11 protein-coding genes are annotated in these 15280 nt (G+C 78.9%); 4 read left to right on the top strand and 7 right to left on the bottom strand.

All coding sequences use genetic code 11. The features are described 5' to 3' along the window. Positions 1 to 178: 178 nt before the first annotated feature. From HH311_RS27085 to eccCa, 4 genes are all read right to left on the bottom strand, one after another. Positions 179 to 466, bottom strand: coding sequence for a WXG100 family type VII secretion target (locus HH311_RS27085; RefSeq protein WP_169186828.1), 288 nt, complete (start codon positions 464 to 466; stop codon positions 179 to 181). Between the two features lie 34 nt (positions 467 to 500). Beyond that, positions 501 to 812 (bottom strand): WXG100 family type VII secretion target, encoded by a 312-nt coding sequence (locus tag HH311_RS27080; protein WP_169186827.1) that lies wholly within the window; start codon positions 810 to 812, stop codon positions 501 to 503. A gap of 276 nt (positions 813 to 1088) precedes the next feature. Continuing rightward, positions 1089 to 3227: a type VII secretion-associated protein gene (locus tag HH311_RS27075; protein WP_169186826.1), complete on the bottom strand. Its 2139-nt coding sequence runs from the start codon at positions 3225 to 3227 to the stop codon at positions 1089 to 1091. Then, on the bottom strand, positions 3224 to 7300 hold the full coding sequence (eccCa, locus tag HH311_RS27070; protein WP_396027465.1) for a type VII secretion protein EccCa: 4077 nt from the start codon (positions 7298 to 7300) through the stop codon (positions 3224 to 3226). The genes HH311_RS27075 and eccCa overlap by 4 nt, the downstream gene beginning before the upstream one ends. A 191-nt stretch (positions 7301 to 7491) precedes the next feature. Here eccCa and eccD point away from each other — a divergent pair, with 191 nt between their 5' ends. The 4 genes from eccD to HH311_RS27050 are packed head-to-tail and all read left to right on the top strand — an operon-like array spanning position 7492 to position 12354. Next, complete coding sequence (eccD, locus tag HH311_RS27065; protein WP_169186825.1) at positions 7492 to 9114, top strand: type VII secretion integral membrane protein EccD; 1623 nt, start codon at positions 7492 to 7494, stop codon at positions 9112 to 9114. Continuing rightward, on the top strand, positions 9111 to 10484 hold the full coding sequence (locus tag HH311_RS27060; protein ID WP_169186824.1) for a S8 family serine peptidase: 1374 nt from the start codon (positions 9111 to 9113) through the stop codon (positions 10482 to 10484). The genes eccD and HH311_RS27060 overlap by 4 nt, the downstream gene beginning before the upstream one ends. Further along, positions 10481 to 11647: a type VII secretion protein EccE gene (gene eccE, locus HH311_RS27055; RefSeq protein WP_169186823.1), complete on the top strand. Its 1167-nt coding sequence runs from the start codon at positions 10481 to 10483 to the stop codon at positions 11645 to 11647. The genes HH311_RS27060 and eccE overlap by 4 nt, the downstream gene beginning before the upstream one ends. Before the next feature lie 38 nt (positions 11648 to 11685). Further along, positions 11686 to 12354, top strand: coding sequence for a hypothetical protein (locus HH311_RS27050; RefSeq protein WP_169186822.1), 669 nt, complete (start codon positions 11686 to 11688; stop codon positions 12352 to 12354). Positions 12355 to 12370: 16 nt separating this feature from the next. On the opposite strand, the gene truA is transcribed toward HH311_RS27050, so the two are convergent. The 3 genes from truA to HH311_RS27035 all read right to left on the bottom strand — a co-directional run bounded on the left by truA (position 12371) and on the right by HH311_RS27035 (position 15200). Beyond that, positions 12371 to 13192, bottom strand: a complete 822-nt coding sequence (gene truA / locus HH311_RS27045; RefSeq protein WP_312030437.1) for a tRNA pseudouridine(38-40) synthase TruA — start codon at positions 13190 to 13192, stop codon at positions 12371 to 12373. 158 nt (positions 13193 to 13350) lie between these two features. Then, positions 13351 to 14034 (bottom strand): 50S ribosomal protein L17, encoded by a 684-nt coding sequence (gene rplQ, locus HH311_RS27040; protein ID WP_169186820.1) that lies wholly within the window; start codon positions 14032 to 14034, stop codon positions 13351 to 13353. 101 nt (positions 14035 to 14135) lie between these two features. Continuing rightward, positions 14136 to 15200, bottom strand: a complete 1065-nt coding sequence (locus HH311_RS27035; protein WP_169186819.1) for a DNA-directed RNA polymerase subunit alpha — start codon at positions 15198 to 15200, stop codon at positions 14136 to 14138. Positions 15201 to 15280 lie beyond the last annotated feature (80 nt).

The following is a 15280-nucleotide window of genomic DNA, read 5'->3' as shown; positions in this document are numbered from 1 at the left end:
AGCTACCTCGTCACGGTCATACTGGTCTGCGGTACGTCGCGGAGACACGGACGCGGCGGACCGCCCTGCGGGTCGGGTTCCACGCGCAGCATCTCCGTCGCGGCGGGCGTTCACCGCGCAACGATGGTCCAGAGTACGCGGCGCCCGCCGAGCACCCGTCACCCACCCCCGGGCGTCCTCAGGCGTAGCGCATGGCGTTCTGCTGCTCCGTGGCCCGGTAGAGCTGCTCGGCCTGCCCGAGACGTCCCCCGATCTGGCCGAGCACCTGCGCGAGGTCGGCCATCGCGGTGTCGATCTCGTGCTGGCGGGCCTGGTACTGCTCGGCGGCCGCGCCGGTCCAGTCGGCCACGAGCGGCGCGAGCTGGCGCTTGAGGTCGTCCAGGCGCCCCTGGATCTGGGTCGCGGCGGTGGTCACGCTCTGCTGGGCGGCGGTGAGCTCGCCGAACGTCACCCGGATCTCGTCCACTGCTGGGTCCTCTCGGGTCTGGGGTGCCGGCCGCTCAGGAGAGCGCCTGGCTGATCTGCGAGGTCGACGAGGAGATCTCGTCCTCGGCCGCGCGGTAGGTGACGCCGGAGGCCTGCACCGACTCGCCGATCGACTGCAGCGCGGCGGTGATGCGCCGGGCGTCGTCGTTCCAGCGCGCCATCAGCTGCGCGAAGGCGGTGGAGGCGTCGCCCCGCCACGTGCCCTCCAGCGGGGCGAGCTGGGCCCGCAGCTGGGAGAGCTGCGCGGTGATCTGGTCGCGCACCTCGAACACGTGCTGACCCGCGGACTGCATGACCTGGGTCTGGGTCCCGAACTGTCCGGCCACCGGCCGCTCCTTCCTCGCCCGCCGGGCCCGTCCGCACCGGCCCGACGACAGTGACATCCCGTCCGGCGCCGTGGGGGCGGTTTCGCCGAAGTCGGGCGATCACCTCCGCGAGGGGCACAACACGCAGCCCGAACCAGCCACAGACCTGCCCCACGTGCCCCTCGCCGCGGACGCCCGACCCAACCGGCCCGCCCCACCCGCCGAGGGGCACAACACCCAGGCCGACCCGGCCACAGACCTGCGCCACGTGCCCCTCACTGGGCGAGCGGGCCCACGTCAGGGCGGACTGCGCAGCGTCGACACCACGTGGGCGCAGGCGGCGAGCACGGCGTCGCGGCCCTGGTCGTCGTGGCGGCACCCGACCGAGAGCTGCGTCGTCCCCGCGAACACCACGACCCAGTCGACCGTCGTCCCCGGCGCGGCGACCTGGCGGTAGGTGGCCACGGGCCGGCCCCCGAAGGTGGCGTCGGGCTGCAGGTCGGACACCCCGCCGCCGCCCGCCCGGGCCGCCTCGTACCCGGCGAGCAGCTGGGCCCGCGCGCTCTGCGGGTCCGGCGACGCCAGCGCGCTCTCCTGCACGGCGATGAGGTTCGGCCCCCGCGGCTGGTCCGCCGGCCGGATGCGGCTGCGCCGCGACGCCGCGTCGGTGCCGTCGGGGAGCCACCCGGCCGGCAGCTCGTAGGCGTGGGAGAACGCCGAGACGACCGTCGGCGGCGCGGCCGTCGCCGACCCGCCGGTCCCGCCGTGCAGCCCCGCCACGACCAGGACCACCACGACGACCGCCGCGGTCACCGCCGCGACGGCCGCCGCGCGCCGCCGGGGCGACCAGCGGGCGGCGCCGGCGGGGGTCTCGGTCCGCACGAGCGCCCGCGACGACGACGGGACGAGGCTGCGGTCGATGCGCATCGTCGGCCCGTCCGGGTCCGGCGTCGCCCCGGCCGCCGGGCGGGCGAGCGGGCCGGCCGGGATCGGCGGGACGGGTGCGGTCGGGCCGGTCGGGCGGGCCACGGAGACGGCCGGTGTCGGCGCCGACGGCGGGCCCGCCACCGGGGCACCGCGCGACGGCGTCGGCGGGGAGGCCCCCGCGGGCGGGAGCGGGCGGGGCCAGTCCGGCAGGAGCGGCAGCCCTCCCGTCGGCGGACCGGGCGGAGCCGACCGGGCACCGGTCCCGGCCACCGCAAGCCCGGTCCCGGCAGACCCGGTCCCCGCGGACCCGGTCCCGGCAGGCCCGGACCCGGCAGGCCCGGGCCCGGCAGGCGCCCGGACCGGACCGGCCGGCGTCCCCGCCCGCGTGGCGCCGTTCGTCGCCGGCGCCCCGGTGGGCAGGGCGGCGGCACCGGAGCGGGCCCCGGCGGCACCGGTGCCCCCGACCACCAGCAGTGCCCCCCGCACGGCCGCCGTCCGCGGCTCCGGCGGGACCACCGGCGGCGTCCCCAGCTCGCGGTGCACCAGCGTGCCGAGCAGCGGGGTCCGGGCGAAGCCCCCGACCAGCCGCAGCCCGGCGAGCCCGCCCGCCTCCACCCCGGCGTCGTCGAGGGTCCGGGAGAGCAGCGCGACGAGGCCCTCGCACGGCTCGCGGAGCACGTCCTCGAGCTCGCCGCGCGAGCACCAGGCCGACGTCGCGCCGCCCGGCAGCGGGATCTCGGCCTGCTCGGCGTCGGAGAGCCGTTCGCGGGCGGCCCGGACGTCCTCGACGAGCACCTGGCGGTGGCGCCGGTCGGGCAGCGTCGCCCCGGCGACCACCTCCCTCACCCGCGCCGCCCCCGGCGCGTCGTCGGGCAGGGCCCCGAGCACCGCGCGCAGCAGCAGCTCGTCCGCGTCGTCCCCGCCGAAGGCGCGCGACGAGCGCTCGGCGAGCACCGCCCGCTCCGGCCCGGGCCCGACGACGGCGGCCCGCGCGGTCCGGGTTCCGACGTCCAGCACCGCGACCGGCCCGTCCGCCGCCCCCGCCGGGCGCGTCCACGCGGCGTGGGCGGCCACCGCGACCGGCTCGGGGACGAGGACCAGCTCCGTCGCGAGCCCCGCCCCGGCCCGCCGCAGCACCTCGCGGCGCGACGTCCCCCACGACGCCGGGTGGGTCAGCACGAGGCGGGCGGGGCGCGCGCCGCGCAGCGCGGGGGCCGCCCGGTCCACGGTGGCCGCGAGGACCGCGCCGAGGGCCTCGCCGACCCCGACGACCCGGGTCCCGAGCAGCATCGTCGCCTCGTCGACGTGGCGGCGCGGGGAGGGCTCGAGGCGGGACGGGTCGGGGGCCGCCCGCCGCCGCGCCTCGCGCCCGGTCAGCAGCGCCTCGCCGTCGTCGGCGGCCAGGACGGCGGCGAGGTCGAGCGCGAGCTCGGTGACCTCGTGCCCGTCGTCGACGGCCGCCGCGACCCCGACCTCGCCGAGGTCGACCGCGACGCTCGACCCGGTCACGGCGGACCACCGGCGGGCTCGCCGACCGGACGGATCGGCGTGTCCGGGTCCCGCCACGCCAGCTGCACGAGGGTCTCGCCGTGCCGCCGGGTGACGAGCACCGCGCGGCCCGGCGGGCGCGGCCCGGGCCGGGCGGCCCCGACCAGCGGGCCCTCGTCGCGGCTGCCGTTGCCGACCAGCCCGGGGGTGGCGAGCTCGCGCAGCCGGGTGAGCAGCGGCTCGAACATCGCCCGCGCCGAACCGCCGGCGCGGCGCGCCACCACCAGGTGGAGCCCGACGTCCTTGGCCTGGGCGAGCAGGTCGACCAGCGGCGCCAGCGGGTTGCCGGAGGGGGCGGCGACGAGGTCGTAGTCGTCGACGAGCAGGAACACCTCCGGCCCGGTCCACCAGGTGCGCGCCCGCAGCTGCTCGGGGGTCACGTCCGGTCCCGGCAGGCGCCGCCGCAGCGACGCCTCCAGGTCGGTCACCGCCGCGGTGAGCGCCTCGGCCGAGGAGGTGTAGCTGATGAGGTGCTCGGAGTCGACCGCGCCGAGCAGCCCCCGCCGGTAGTCGACGATCACCAGCCGGGCCTGCTCGGGGGTGTACCGGGTGACGACCTGGTGGGCGAGCAGGCGCAGCAGCGAGGTCTTGCCGGACTCGCCGTCGGCGTAGACCACCAGGTGCGGGTCGGCCGCGACGTCGAGCAGGACCGGGGCGAGCCGGTCCTCGTCCACCCCGATCGGCAGCAGGTGCGGCTCCCCCGACCCCGGCCCGGGCAGCTCGGCGACGTCGACCCGCTCGGGCAGCAGGCGCACGGGCGGGACCACCGCGCCGTGCCACGCGGCGGCCACGGCCAGCACGGACTCCTCCGACGGGAGCGCCACGAGGACGTGGTGGCGGTCCGGTGCCAGGCCCCGGCCCGGCCGCCCCGGCGGGACGGTGGCCGCCACCCGCCGGTCGACCTCCGACTCCCCCGGGTCGCCGAGGCGCAGCTCCACCCGGGTCCCGAGCAGATCCTTGAGCGCCGGCCGCAGTTCGGCCCAGCGGCTCACGGCGATCGCGACGTGAACGCCGTAGGACAGGCCCGCCGTCGCCAGCGAGATGATCGTCGACTCCAGCGCCTCGTGGTCGGCGCGGAACGCGTGCCAGCCGTCGATGACGAGCACCACGTCGCCCAGCCCGTCGTCCCCCTGCCCGCCGTCTCCCTGCCCGCCGTCCCCGTCGAACCGCTCGCCGCGACGCCGCCGGGCGCGCAGGTCGGCCGCCGAGGTGATCCCGTGCTCGCGGAACCAGCGCTCCCGGCCGGCGAGGACCGCGGCGACCTCGGCCACCACCCGGCGCACCAGGTCGGTGTCGCCACGCCCCGCGACGGTGCCGACGTGCGGCAGCGCGGCGAGCCCGCCCAGCGTGCCGCCGCCCAGGTCGACCACGTGGAACGCCAGCTCGGCCGGGGTGTGGGTGAGGGCGGCCGCGGTGACCATCGCCCGCAGCGTCGTCGACTTGCCCGACTGCGGCCCGCCGGCCACCACCACGTGGCCGGCCGCGCCGGACAGGTCCGCCCACAGCACCTCGCGGCGCTGCTCGTAGGGCCGGTCGACGAGCCCGAGCGGCAGGCGCAGCGACCCGTTGGCGGGGAAGCCGGGCGCACCGAGGCCGCGGTCGGGCGTCTCGGTCAGCGGCGGGAGGAGCTCCTCCAGGCCGGTCGGCCCGTCCAGGGGCGGCAGCCAGACCTCGTGGGCGGGCGGGCCCGCGTCACGCAGCCGGTCGACGACGGCGTCGAGCACGCTGGGCACCATCGCCTCGTCGGACTCCCCGACGACGACGGGTGGCGCCTCCCCGTCGCCGTCCGGACCGGGCAGCGCCGGCGGCAGGTCGACCCACCCGCCGTGGAAGAGGCGCGGCGGGCGCGTGGCGGGCCGGGGGCCGGCGCGCGGCGCCGCCCGGGCCCGCGCCTCGCGGCGGCGGTGCGGCCCGGAGACGTAGCCGGCGGTGAACCGCACCATCGTCGAGGTGTCCGAACGGAGGTACCCGACGCCGGGCACCGACGGCAGCGACGCGGCGTCCGGCACCCCGAGGACCGCGCGGGAGTCGGCCGCGGAGAAGGTCTTCAGCCCGATCCGGTACGACAGGTGCGAGTCGAGTCCCCGCAGCCGGCCCTCGTCGAGGCGCTGCGAGGCGAGCAGCAGGTGGATCTGCAGCGAGCGCCCGAGCCGGCCGATCGCGGTGAACAGGTCCGCGAGGTCGGGCTTCTGGTGGAGCAGCTCGGAGAACTCGTCGACGACGACGAACAGCGCGGGCAGCGGCTCGAGGGCGGCGCCGCGCTCCCGGGCGCGCTCGTAGTCGGCGACGCTCGCGAGGTTCCCGGCCGCGCGCAGCAGTTCCTGGCGCCGGTTCATCTCGCCGGCCAGCGCGTCCTGCATGCGGTCGACGAGGCCGAGGTCGTCGGCGAGGTTGGTGATGACGGCGGCGACGTGCGGCGCCGCGGCGAGCCCGGCGAACGTGGCGCCGCCCTTGAAGTCGACGAGCACCAGGTTGAGCGCCGCCGAGGAGTGGGTGGTGACGAGCCCGAGCACCAGCGTGCGCAACAGCTCGGACTTGCCCGACCCGGTGGCGCCGACGCAGAGCCCGTGCGGGCCCATGCCCTCCTGCGCGGCCTCCTTGAGGTCGAGCTCCACCGGCTCGCCGTCCTCGGAGATCCCGAACGGCACGCGGAGGCGTTCCCGGGCCGCCCGGGGCCGCCACGCGGCGGCGACGTCGAAGGTGTCCGGGTCGCCGTCGACGCCGAGCAGCTCCAGCAGGCCCGGCGTCGACGGGCCCGCCTCGTCGCGCGCCGCGCCCGGGGTCCGGCACGGCGCGAGCCGGCGCGCGAGCGCCTCGGCCTGCGCCTCGGCGAGCCCGTCCGGGCGGCCGAACCACTCGACCCCGCCGGGTGCCGCGTCGCTGCCCGCCCCGATCCGATCGCCGCCGGCCGCGTCGTCGGGGTCGGCGCCGAGCACCAGCCGCAGCCCCCGCCGGCCCACGAGGGCGTCGAGCGCGCCGTCCCCACCCCCGACGTCGAGGAGGGTCACCCCCGCGAGGCCGTCCTCGACGAGCGCCCGGTCGGCGTCGTCGGTGGCGAGGCCCTCGGCGCCGTCGAGCACGACGACGACGTGGGCCGCGCCGGGCGGCGGCGCGGCGCCCCGGGAGAACCGGGGCCGGTCGGCGAGCTCCGGGGCCAGCCACGCCTGCACGCTCGCCAGCGAGGAGCCGATCATCCGCATCGGGCCGGCGCCGTCGGCCAGGCGCGGGTGCGCGACGTGCGGCAGCCACTTGCACCACTCCCACGCGCGCCGGCCCTCGCCACGCGCGGCCACGGCGAGCAGCAGGTCGTCCGGGCCGTGGAAGGTCACCAGCTGGGCCAGGAGCGCCCGGACGACGGCCCGTCGCCGCTCCGGGTCGGCCGCGCCGGTCACCGCGACCGCGGCGAACGCGCGCAGCGACACCGCGGTCGGCAGGGCCTCGACGACGGAGTGGGTCCGCACGAACCGGCGGAGCGCGACCGTCGTCACCGGCTCGAGGTCCTCGACGGGGCCGGTCTGGGGCGGGACCAACGCGGTCGCGAGGCGCTGCGCCCCGCGGCCCACGCGGACGTGCGCGAAGTCCGGGTCGCCGGGCCGGCGCTCCCAGGTGCGGGGCCCGCGGGCCAGGGTCACCAGCGCGTCCGGGTCGGGGTGGGTCCATTCCAGGCTGGCGCGCTGCTCGGCCGCCACCGAGCGGGCGCGGCGCCGGATCTGGGCGAGGTAGCGCAGGTAGTCCGCCCGCTCGGCGTCGGACTCGGCCCGCCGCTGCGCCCCGCCCCGCGACGACCCCCCGGCGACCATCCCGAGCGTCGACAGCGCGATCATCCCGCCGAACAGCCACGACGTCGGGTTGTCGAGCCCGATGACGACGACGAAGCCCACCGACGCGAGCAGCATCACGACCGGCAGGAGGCGCTGGAGCAGCCCCACCGGGGCGATCCGGGGCTCGGCCGGCGGCGCCTCGAGCGGGATCTCCCCGGCCGGCATCGCCGGGGCGGGCGTGCGTGGCCCGCGTCGGACGACCTGCGTGCCCACGCCCCTCCTCCCGGCGGCTGTCCGGATCTCCGGCGTTCGCCCCCGACGCCCCGCCTCCGGAGGTCATACTAAGGAGCCGATCAGCTGATCGGGCACGATCGGCGCAGGTCGTCCGGGTCCCGGTGGCGGTCGGGGGCCGGGTCACGGGCACATCAGAGGCGCTGGGAGAGGATCTCCGGGAGGGGGAGTCCATGAGCACCGGCACCGGCCGGGGGCACGCCCCGGCCGCGCTCGGGCGCCCGCCGTCCGGCCCCGCCGCGCCCCCGGGGGCCGCGCTCACCCCGGCCCCGTTCCCCGCCCCCGACGCCGCGGCCCCCGTCACCCGGATCTCGGTGCTGGCGCCGAGCACCCGCGTCGACGTCGCGCTGCCCGGCGACGTCCCGGTGGCCGAGCTGCTCGGGGTGCTCGTCGAGATGACCGAGCGGCCCGACCCCGACGGCGCCGACGAGCGCCCCGCCCGCCACGGCGATGCCCTCCGCAGCGCCGACCGGCCCGGCGGCACCGCGTGGACGCTCGCCCCGCTCGGGGGCGCCCCGGTCGACCCGCGGCAGACCCTCGACGGGCTCGGCGTCCTCGACGGCGACCAGCTCGTCCTGCGCCGCCGGGCCGACGCGGCGCCCGCCCCGCTCTACGACGACGTCGTCGACGCCGTCGCCGAGTCCTCCCCGGCGAGCTACCGCCCGTGGGACGAGGGGTGGGCCCACGCGCTCGGCCTGGCGGGCGCCGCGACGGCCGGGGCGGTGGCCCTCGGCGCGCTCGTGGCCGCCGGTCGCGGTCCGGGGACGGCCGGCGGGCTGGTCACCGCCGGCGCGGCCGCCCTCCTGGCGATCCTCGCGGGGCTGCTCGGCGCCGCCGCGCCGAGGCTGTTCTCCCGCCCCGGCGCCGCCGCGGTGCTCGGGCCGCTGGCGACGGCGGCCGCCGCGGTGTGCGGGCTCGCGGCGGTGCCCTCGGACGCGCCCGACGCCGGTGCCCTCACCACCGGCGCGGGCACGCCGCACCTGCTGCTCGCGGCGGCGCTGGCGCTCGTCGCCGCGGGGTCGACGCTGCTCGGGACCGCCCGCGCGGACCGGGTGGCGCTCGCGGTCCTCGTCGGGCTGGCGACGGCCGCGGGGATCGCGACCCTGGTCGGGGCGGTCGCGACGGTCGTGGGGGCGCTGGCCGCCGCCCGCGGGGCCGAGGTCGGGGCGCCGGCGGTCGCGGCCGGGGCCGGGGCCGTCGCCCTCGTCGTGCTCTCCGCGCTCCCGCGCCTGGGCGTCGCCCTGGCCCGGCTCCCGCTGCCCCAGGTACCGGCGTCCGCGGCCGAGCTCGCCGACGACGCCGGGCCGGGCGACCCCGCGTCGCTGGACCGCCGGGCGGACCGCGCGCACGCCGTGCTCGCCGGGCTCGCGGCCGGCACCGTCGCCGTGCTCGCCGCGGCGGCGGCCGTGCTCGCGGCCGTCCCGGCTGACGGCTGGCAGGGCACCGCGGGATGGGTGCTCGCCGTGCTGCTCGTGCTGCTGCCGGCCCTGCGCTCCCGCAGCTACGCCAACGCGCTGCCCGCGAGCGTCCTGCTCGTCGGCGCCCTCGTCGGCGGGGCCGCCGTCGGCGTGGGCGCGGTCGCCGCGGCCCCGGCGGGCGCCGCCCGCGTCGGGATCGCGGTGGCCGCGGTCGTCGTCGGGGTCCTCACCGTGGTGCTCGGGTCGGTCCTGCCCCGGCGCCGGGCCTCGCCAGGTGCCCGGCGCGCCGTCGACCTCCTCGAGGGCGTCGGGATCGCCGCCGTCATCCCCCTCGCGCTCGCGGTGTGCGACCTCTACACGGCGGTCCGGCTGCTGTGAGCCGGCCCCCGCGGACCGGGCGGACCCGGCGGGCCGGGGCCGCCGCGGCCGCCGTCGCCGCCGTCGTGCTCACGGCCCTGCTCGGGCTGGCCGCGCCCGCCCCGGCTCAGGACATCGCCGGCCAGGACACCGCCGCCCAGGACACCGCCGCCCAGGCCATCGCGGTCGCGCCGCCCGCCCCGCCGGCGCCGGACCCGGCCGCGCTCGCCGCCCTCCCCGACGCGCCGGGCGCGCTCCCCGGGCTGCGGTCGCGGGGCGCGTGCCCCGCGGGCGTCGCCCCGGACACCTTCACCGCCCTGACGCCGGCCCCGGACACCGTGCCCGGCGCCGACGCGCGCGGGGTGACCGTCGCGGTCGTCGACTCCGGGGTCGCGCGCCACCCGCGGCTGGGCGGGGGCGTCACCGACGGCGGGGACTTCGTCGCCGGGCGCTCGGCCACCGACGACTGCGACGGCCACGGCACGGCCGTCGCCGGGCTGGTCGCGGCGGCCCCGGCCGCCGACGACGGCCTGGTCGGGGTCGCCCCGGGGGCCCGCGTGCTGGCGGTGCGGGCGGACAGCGCGTGGTCGGCCACCGCCGACGGGGCGAGCGCGGGCGACGAGGCGACGCTGGCCCGGGCGGTCCGCGCCGCGACGCGGCCGGGCGTCGGGGTGCTCACCCTCGCGGTCGCGGCGTGCCGGCCCGCGGCCGGCCTGGTGGGCACCACCGACCCGGCCCTGGGCGCGCTGCGGGCGGCCGTGCACGACGCCGCCGCGCGCGGCATCGTCGTGGTCGCCGCGGCGGGCAACGCCGGCCCGGCCTGCCCGGCGAACGACCCGGCGCAGGCCCGCGAGCGGGTCACCACGGTCCCCGCCCCGGGCTGGTTCGACGACGACGTCCTCACCGTCGGCGCCCTCGACGACGCCGGTCGGCCGGACCCGGCGTCCCTCGCCGGCCCGTGGGTGGACCTCGCCGCGCCCGGCACCGTCCCGGCCGCCCTCGACGCGCGCTCGGCCGGGCTCACCGCCGACCTCACGCTCCCGGGCTCGGCTCCGGGGCCGGTGACCGGCACGAGCTTCGCGGCCGCGCGGGTGGCCGGGGCCGCCGCCCTGCTGCGCGCCCGCTTCCCGGCGCTGACGGCGGAGCAGGTGGTGGCGCGGCTCGTCGGGACCGCGGCGCCGGTGCCGGGGACGGGCCCCGGCCGCGACCCGCTCGTCGGCGCCGGCGCGCTCGACGTGGACGCGGCCCTGGCGGGAGCCCGACCGGCCCCGCCCCCCGCGCCGCCGGCCCCGTCGGGTGGCTCCGTCCTGCCGTGGGTGGCCGCGGGCACCGTGGTCGTCGTCCTCGCCGTCGCCGTCCTCCTGCTCGTCCGCCGCCGGAGCGCGCGGTGAGCGCGCGGACGGCGCCCGACCGCCTGGGCGGGGTCCTCGTCGTGGAGATCGGGCTGGCGGTGGCGCTCGGGCTGCTGGCGCTCGGCCCCGCGCTGCTGCCGGTCGCCGGGATCGTCCTCTCCGTCGCGCTCGTCGCCGGGCTCGTGCGGGTGCGGGGCGAGCTGGTCGGGACCTGGGCGCTGCTCGCCGTGCGCCACCGGGCGCGGCCCCGCGACACCACCGCCGAGCCGGACACCCCCGACGACGAGGGCCTGGGCCTGGGGCCGCTGGACGCCGTCCTGGGCGAGGTCGTCGTGGTCGACGACCGTGACCACGACGGGCGCCCCGTCGCGCTCGCCCGCACCGACGACGGCACGTGGACCGCGGTCCTCGTGCCCGACACCGACGAGCTGCCGCTGCTGGTCGGGCCCGGGACCGCCGCGGACTTCCCACTGGGCGCGCTCGCGGGGACCCTGTCCGACCGCGGCGTCGTGCTGGACGCGCTGAGCGTCGTGCGCCACGTCCGGCCCGGGCCCGCCGACTCCCCGGCCCGCCAGGCGCACCGCGAGGTCCTCGGCCCGCTCGCGGACGCCGCCCACCGCAGCGCCTGGCTCGTGGTGAGCCTGGACCCGGACCGCTGTCCCGGTGCGGTGGCCGAGCGCGGCGGCGGGGTGCTGGGGGCACGGCGGGCCCTCGTCGGGGCGCTCGCGCGGATCGCCCGCGTGCTCGCCGACCACGACCTCCCGGTGCGCCCGCTCGACCGCGCGGGGCTGCGCGACGCGGTGGCGACGGCGGCCGTGGTCGACCTCGACCGTGCGCCCGACAGCGGCATCGAGGAGCGGTGGGACGCGGTGGTGGTCGGGGAGGTCGGCCACGCCACCCGGGACGCGGCCGACCTCCCCGTGCCCGCCGGCGGCCCGCTCGACCTCGACGACCTCGCCGCGCCCGAGGCCGCCACCACCGTGGCCCTCACGCTGCGGCCCGGGCCGCCCGGCCCGGACGGCGACCCGTGGGTGGGCGTCTCGGTCCGCGTCCGGGTCAGCGCCCGGACCCCCGACGAGCTCGCCGAGGCCGGACGCGGTGTCGTCGCCGCGGCCCGCGCCCGGGGGGTGCGGCTCGACCCGTGGCACGGGCGGCAGGCCGCCGGGCTGCGCGGGACGCTGCCGCTCGGGGGCCCGCCGTGACGGCCCGGCCCGGCGGACGTCGGCCGGCGACGGGCCGCGTGGCCGCGACGGTGCCGGCCGCGGCCCTCGACGCTCTGACCGCCCCCGCCTCCCCGGCCGGGGTCGTGCTCGGCGCCGACCCGCAGGGCGCGCCGGTCGCGCTCGCGCTGCTGCGACCGGTCCCGACCCGCGTCGTCGTCCTCGGCGCGCTGCACCTCGCCCGCCAGGTCGCGCTGCGGGCGGTGGGCCAGGGCGCCCGGCTCACCGTGGTCACCGGCCGTCGCGCCGCCTGGGAGCCGGTCGCCCGCGCCGCGGCCGACCCCGACCGCGTCCGGATCGGGCCCGACGAACCCGCCGAGGAGCACCGCGCCGATCCGGAGCCGGGCGACACCGACGCGCTGCTCACCGTCCACGACCGCGGCGCCACCGCCACCGGCCCCTCGGCGCCCACCGGGCCGTGGCGGGCCACGCTGCTGGTCCTGCCCGCGCTGTCCCCGGCGGTCGCCGACGCGGCGGACGACGCCGACGTCGTGCTCCTCGGGCGGATGCCGCCCCAGGAGGCCGACCTGGCCGCCCGGCTGTGGCGGCTCACCGAGCCGATGGCCGAGACGCTCCGGACGCTGCCCGACCACGGCGTCGTCGTACTGGGCCGCAACCTGTGGCGGCGCCTGGACCTCGTCACCGCCGAGCGGGAGACCGCGCTGCTCGGGCCCGTCCGGCGCAGCTGAGCCCCGGCGATCCCACTCAGGAGCCCAGGGTCCGCACCGCCCGCGTCGTCGCGGCGCGGGCGGCGAGGCCGGCGTCGTCGGGGTAGTCGACGCCGGTGAGCCGCAGCCCGTGGGCGGCGACGACGTGCACCTCGGCCGCCCGCTCCCGGCGGGTCAGCAGCGAGGCCGGCCAGTCGACGTCGCGGCGCCCCTCCCCCACCGCCAGCAGCGCGCCGACCAGCGAGCGGACCATCGAGTGGCAGAACGCGTCGGCGGACAGGCGCGCCTCGACGACGTCGCGCTCGCCGGGCACCGCGGCCCAGCGCAGGTGCTGGAGCTCGCGGATCGTGGTCGCGCCCTCGCGGGGACGGCAGAACGCCGCGAAGTCGTGCTCGCCGAGCAGGCCCCGCCCGGCGGCGTCCATCGCCGCCACGTCGAGGCCGCGGGGCCAGCGCAGCGTGTCGCGGGCCCGCAGCGGCTCGGGACCCCAGGGCGCGGTGCACACGCGGTAGGCGTAGTGGCGGCGGACCGCGGAGAAGCGGGCGTCGAACCCCGCGGGGGCCAGGGTGACGGCGTGGACGCGGACGTCCGGCGGGAGCATGCGGGCGAGCCGGCGGACGAGGCCGTCGGGCACCGTGCCCGCGTCGAGCAGCGCGGACCCGGAGGCGGGGACGTCGGCGTGGGCGACCTGGGCGTCGGCGTGCACGCCCGCATCGGTGCGGCCGGCGACGGTGAGCGCGACGTCGCGGCGGGCGAGGACGGCCAGGGTCTCCTCGAGCACCCCCTGCACGGTGCGCAGCCCGGGCTGGCGGGCCCAGCCGGCGAAGTCGGTGCCGTCGTAGGCCAGGTCGAGCCGGATCCGTCGTACCCCCGGTGCCAGCGGAGCCCTATCGGCGTGCTCGTCCTGATCGCTTGCATCGAGCGGCAGGAAAGCCGCGTCGTCAGCGCCCGGAGACACCGCGGGCCCGCCGTCGGGTTCGACGGCGGGCCCGGGGTCGTGCGCGGGGGTCGGTCCGGTCAGGACTTCCCCTCGGTGTCGTCGTCGGTCTCGAGACCGGCGGCGGCCGCGGCGTTCTCCGCCATCGGCTCGGGCACCTCGTCGGACGCCGCGGCCTCGGCCTCGGGGACCTCCGGCTCGGCGTCGGTGCCGACCGCCTCCTCGGCCTGTGCGGCCTCGGTGGCGTCGTCGGACGGGGCGAGGTCGGAGGGCTCCGACGACGCCGAGGACTCCGCCGACTCCGCGTCCGCGATGGACGCGGCCGTGGCGGCGGCACCGGTGGCCTGGCCACCGACCTCGCGGTTGGCCGCCGAGCGGGTCGCCGCGGACGCCTCGGTGGAGGCGAGCCGCTCGTTCACCAGCTCGATGATCGCCATGGGGGCGTTGTCGCCCTTGCGCGGCAGCGTCTTGACGATGCGCGTGTAGCCGCCGGGACGGTCCGCGAAGAACGGGCCGATCTCGGCGATCAGGCGGTGCACGACGTCCTTGTCCCGGATCTGCTCCGAGATGATGCGACGGTTGTGCAGGTCGCCCTTCTTGGCCTTCGTGATCAGGCGCTCGGCGTACGGGCGGAGGCGCTCGGCCTTGGCCCGCGTCGTGTGGATGCGCCCGTGGGTGAAGAGCGACGTGGCCAGGTTGGCCAGCAGCAGCTTCTGGTGGTCGGGGGATCCCCCGAGCCGCGGGCCCTTGGTGGGCTGGGGCATGGCATTGCTCCTGTCTCGGGCGCCTTTCCTCCCCGGCCCTCGTCGGGCCGGGGAGGGGGCAGTACGTCAGAGCTCTACGAACGTCAGAGCTGCTGTGCTTTCTACAGCTGTTCCGTCTCGGCGTAGTCCTGGCCGTCGTCGGTGCCGAACGACCCGTACCCGCCGCCGTCGTAGGAGTCGTACCCCTCCGACGGGTAGTCGGACGCGGCCGCGCTCGGGTCGAACCCGGGCGGGCTGTCCTTGAGGGCCAGCCCGAGGCCGGCCAGCTTCATCTTGACCTCGTCGATGGACTTCGCACCGAAGTTGCGGATGTCCAGCAGGTCGGCCTCCGACCGGCCGACGAGCTCGCCGACCGTGTGGATGCCCTCCCGCTTGAGGCAGTTGTAGGACCGGACCGTGAGGTCGAGGTCCTCGATGGGCATCGCGAACGCCGCGATCGAGTCGGCCTCGGCGGGCGAGGGCCCGATCTCGATGCCCTCCGCGTCGACGTTGAGCTCGCGGGCCAGGCCGAACAGCTCGACGAGCGTGCGGCCGGCGGACGCGATGGCGTCGCGCGGGGTGATCGACGGCTTGGTCTCGACGTCGAGGATCAGCTTGTCGAAGTCGGTGCGCTGCTCGACGCGGGTCGCCTCGACCTTGTAGCTGACCTTGAGCACCGGCGAGTAGATCGAGTCGACCGGGATGCGGCCGATCTCGGCGCCGGAGGCCTTGTTCTGGGCGGCGGGGACGTAACCACGACCCCGCTCGACCACGAGTTCGACCTCGAGACGGCCCTGGTCGTTCAGGGTCGCGATGTGCAGGTCCGGGTTGTGCACGGTCACGCCGGCCGGCGGGACGATGTCCCCCGCCGTCACCGTGCCCGGGCCCTGCTTGCGCAGGTACATCGTCGCCGGCTCGTCCTCCTCGGAGCTCACGACGAGCTCCTTGAGGTTCAGGATGATGTCGGTGACGTCCTCCTTCACCCCCGGGACGGTGGTGAACTCGTGGAGGACCCCGTCGACCCGGATCGAGGTCACGGCCGCGCCCGGGATGGACGACAGCAGGGTCCGCCGCAGCGAGTTGCCGAGGGTGTAACCGAAGCCCGGCTCGAGCGGCTCGATGACGAACCGCGACCGGGTCTCGTCGACCGGCTCCTCCGAGAGGGCCGGGCGCTGGGAGATCAGCACTTCTGGTGTTCCTTCCGGTGCTCGGGCATCCGCTATTTGACGCCGAACGGCCCCGACCCGGGTCGACCCCGGGCCGGGGG

Origin of the sequence: Actinomycetospora sp. TBRC 11914, assembly GCF_012933465.1 — a bacterium.
GTDB lineage: Bacteria > Actinomycetota > Actinomycetes > Mycobacteriales > Pseudonocardiaceae > Actinomycetospora.
Note: the sequence above shows the minus strand (reverse complement) of the source record. Positions and strands in the feature narration are given on the sequence as shown.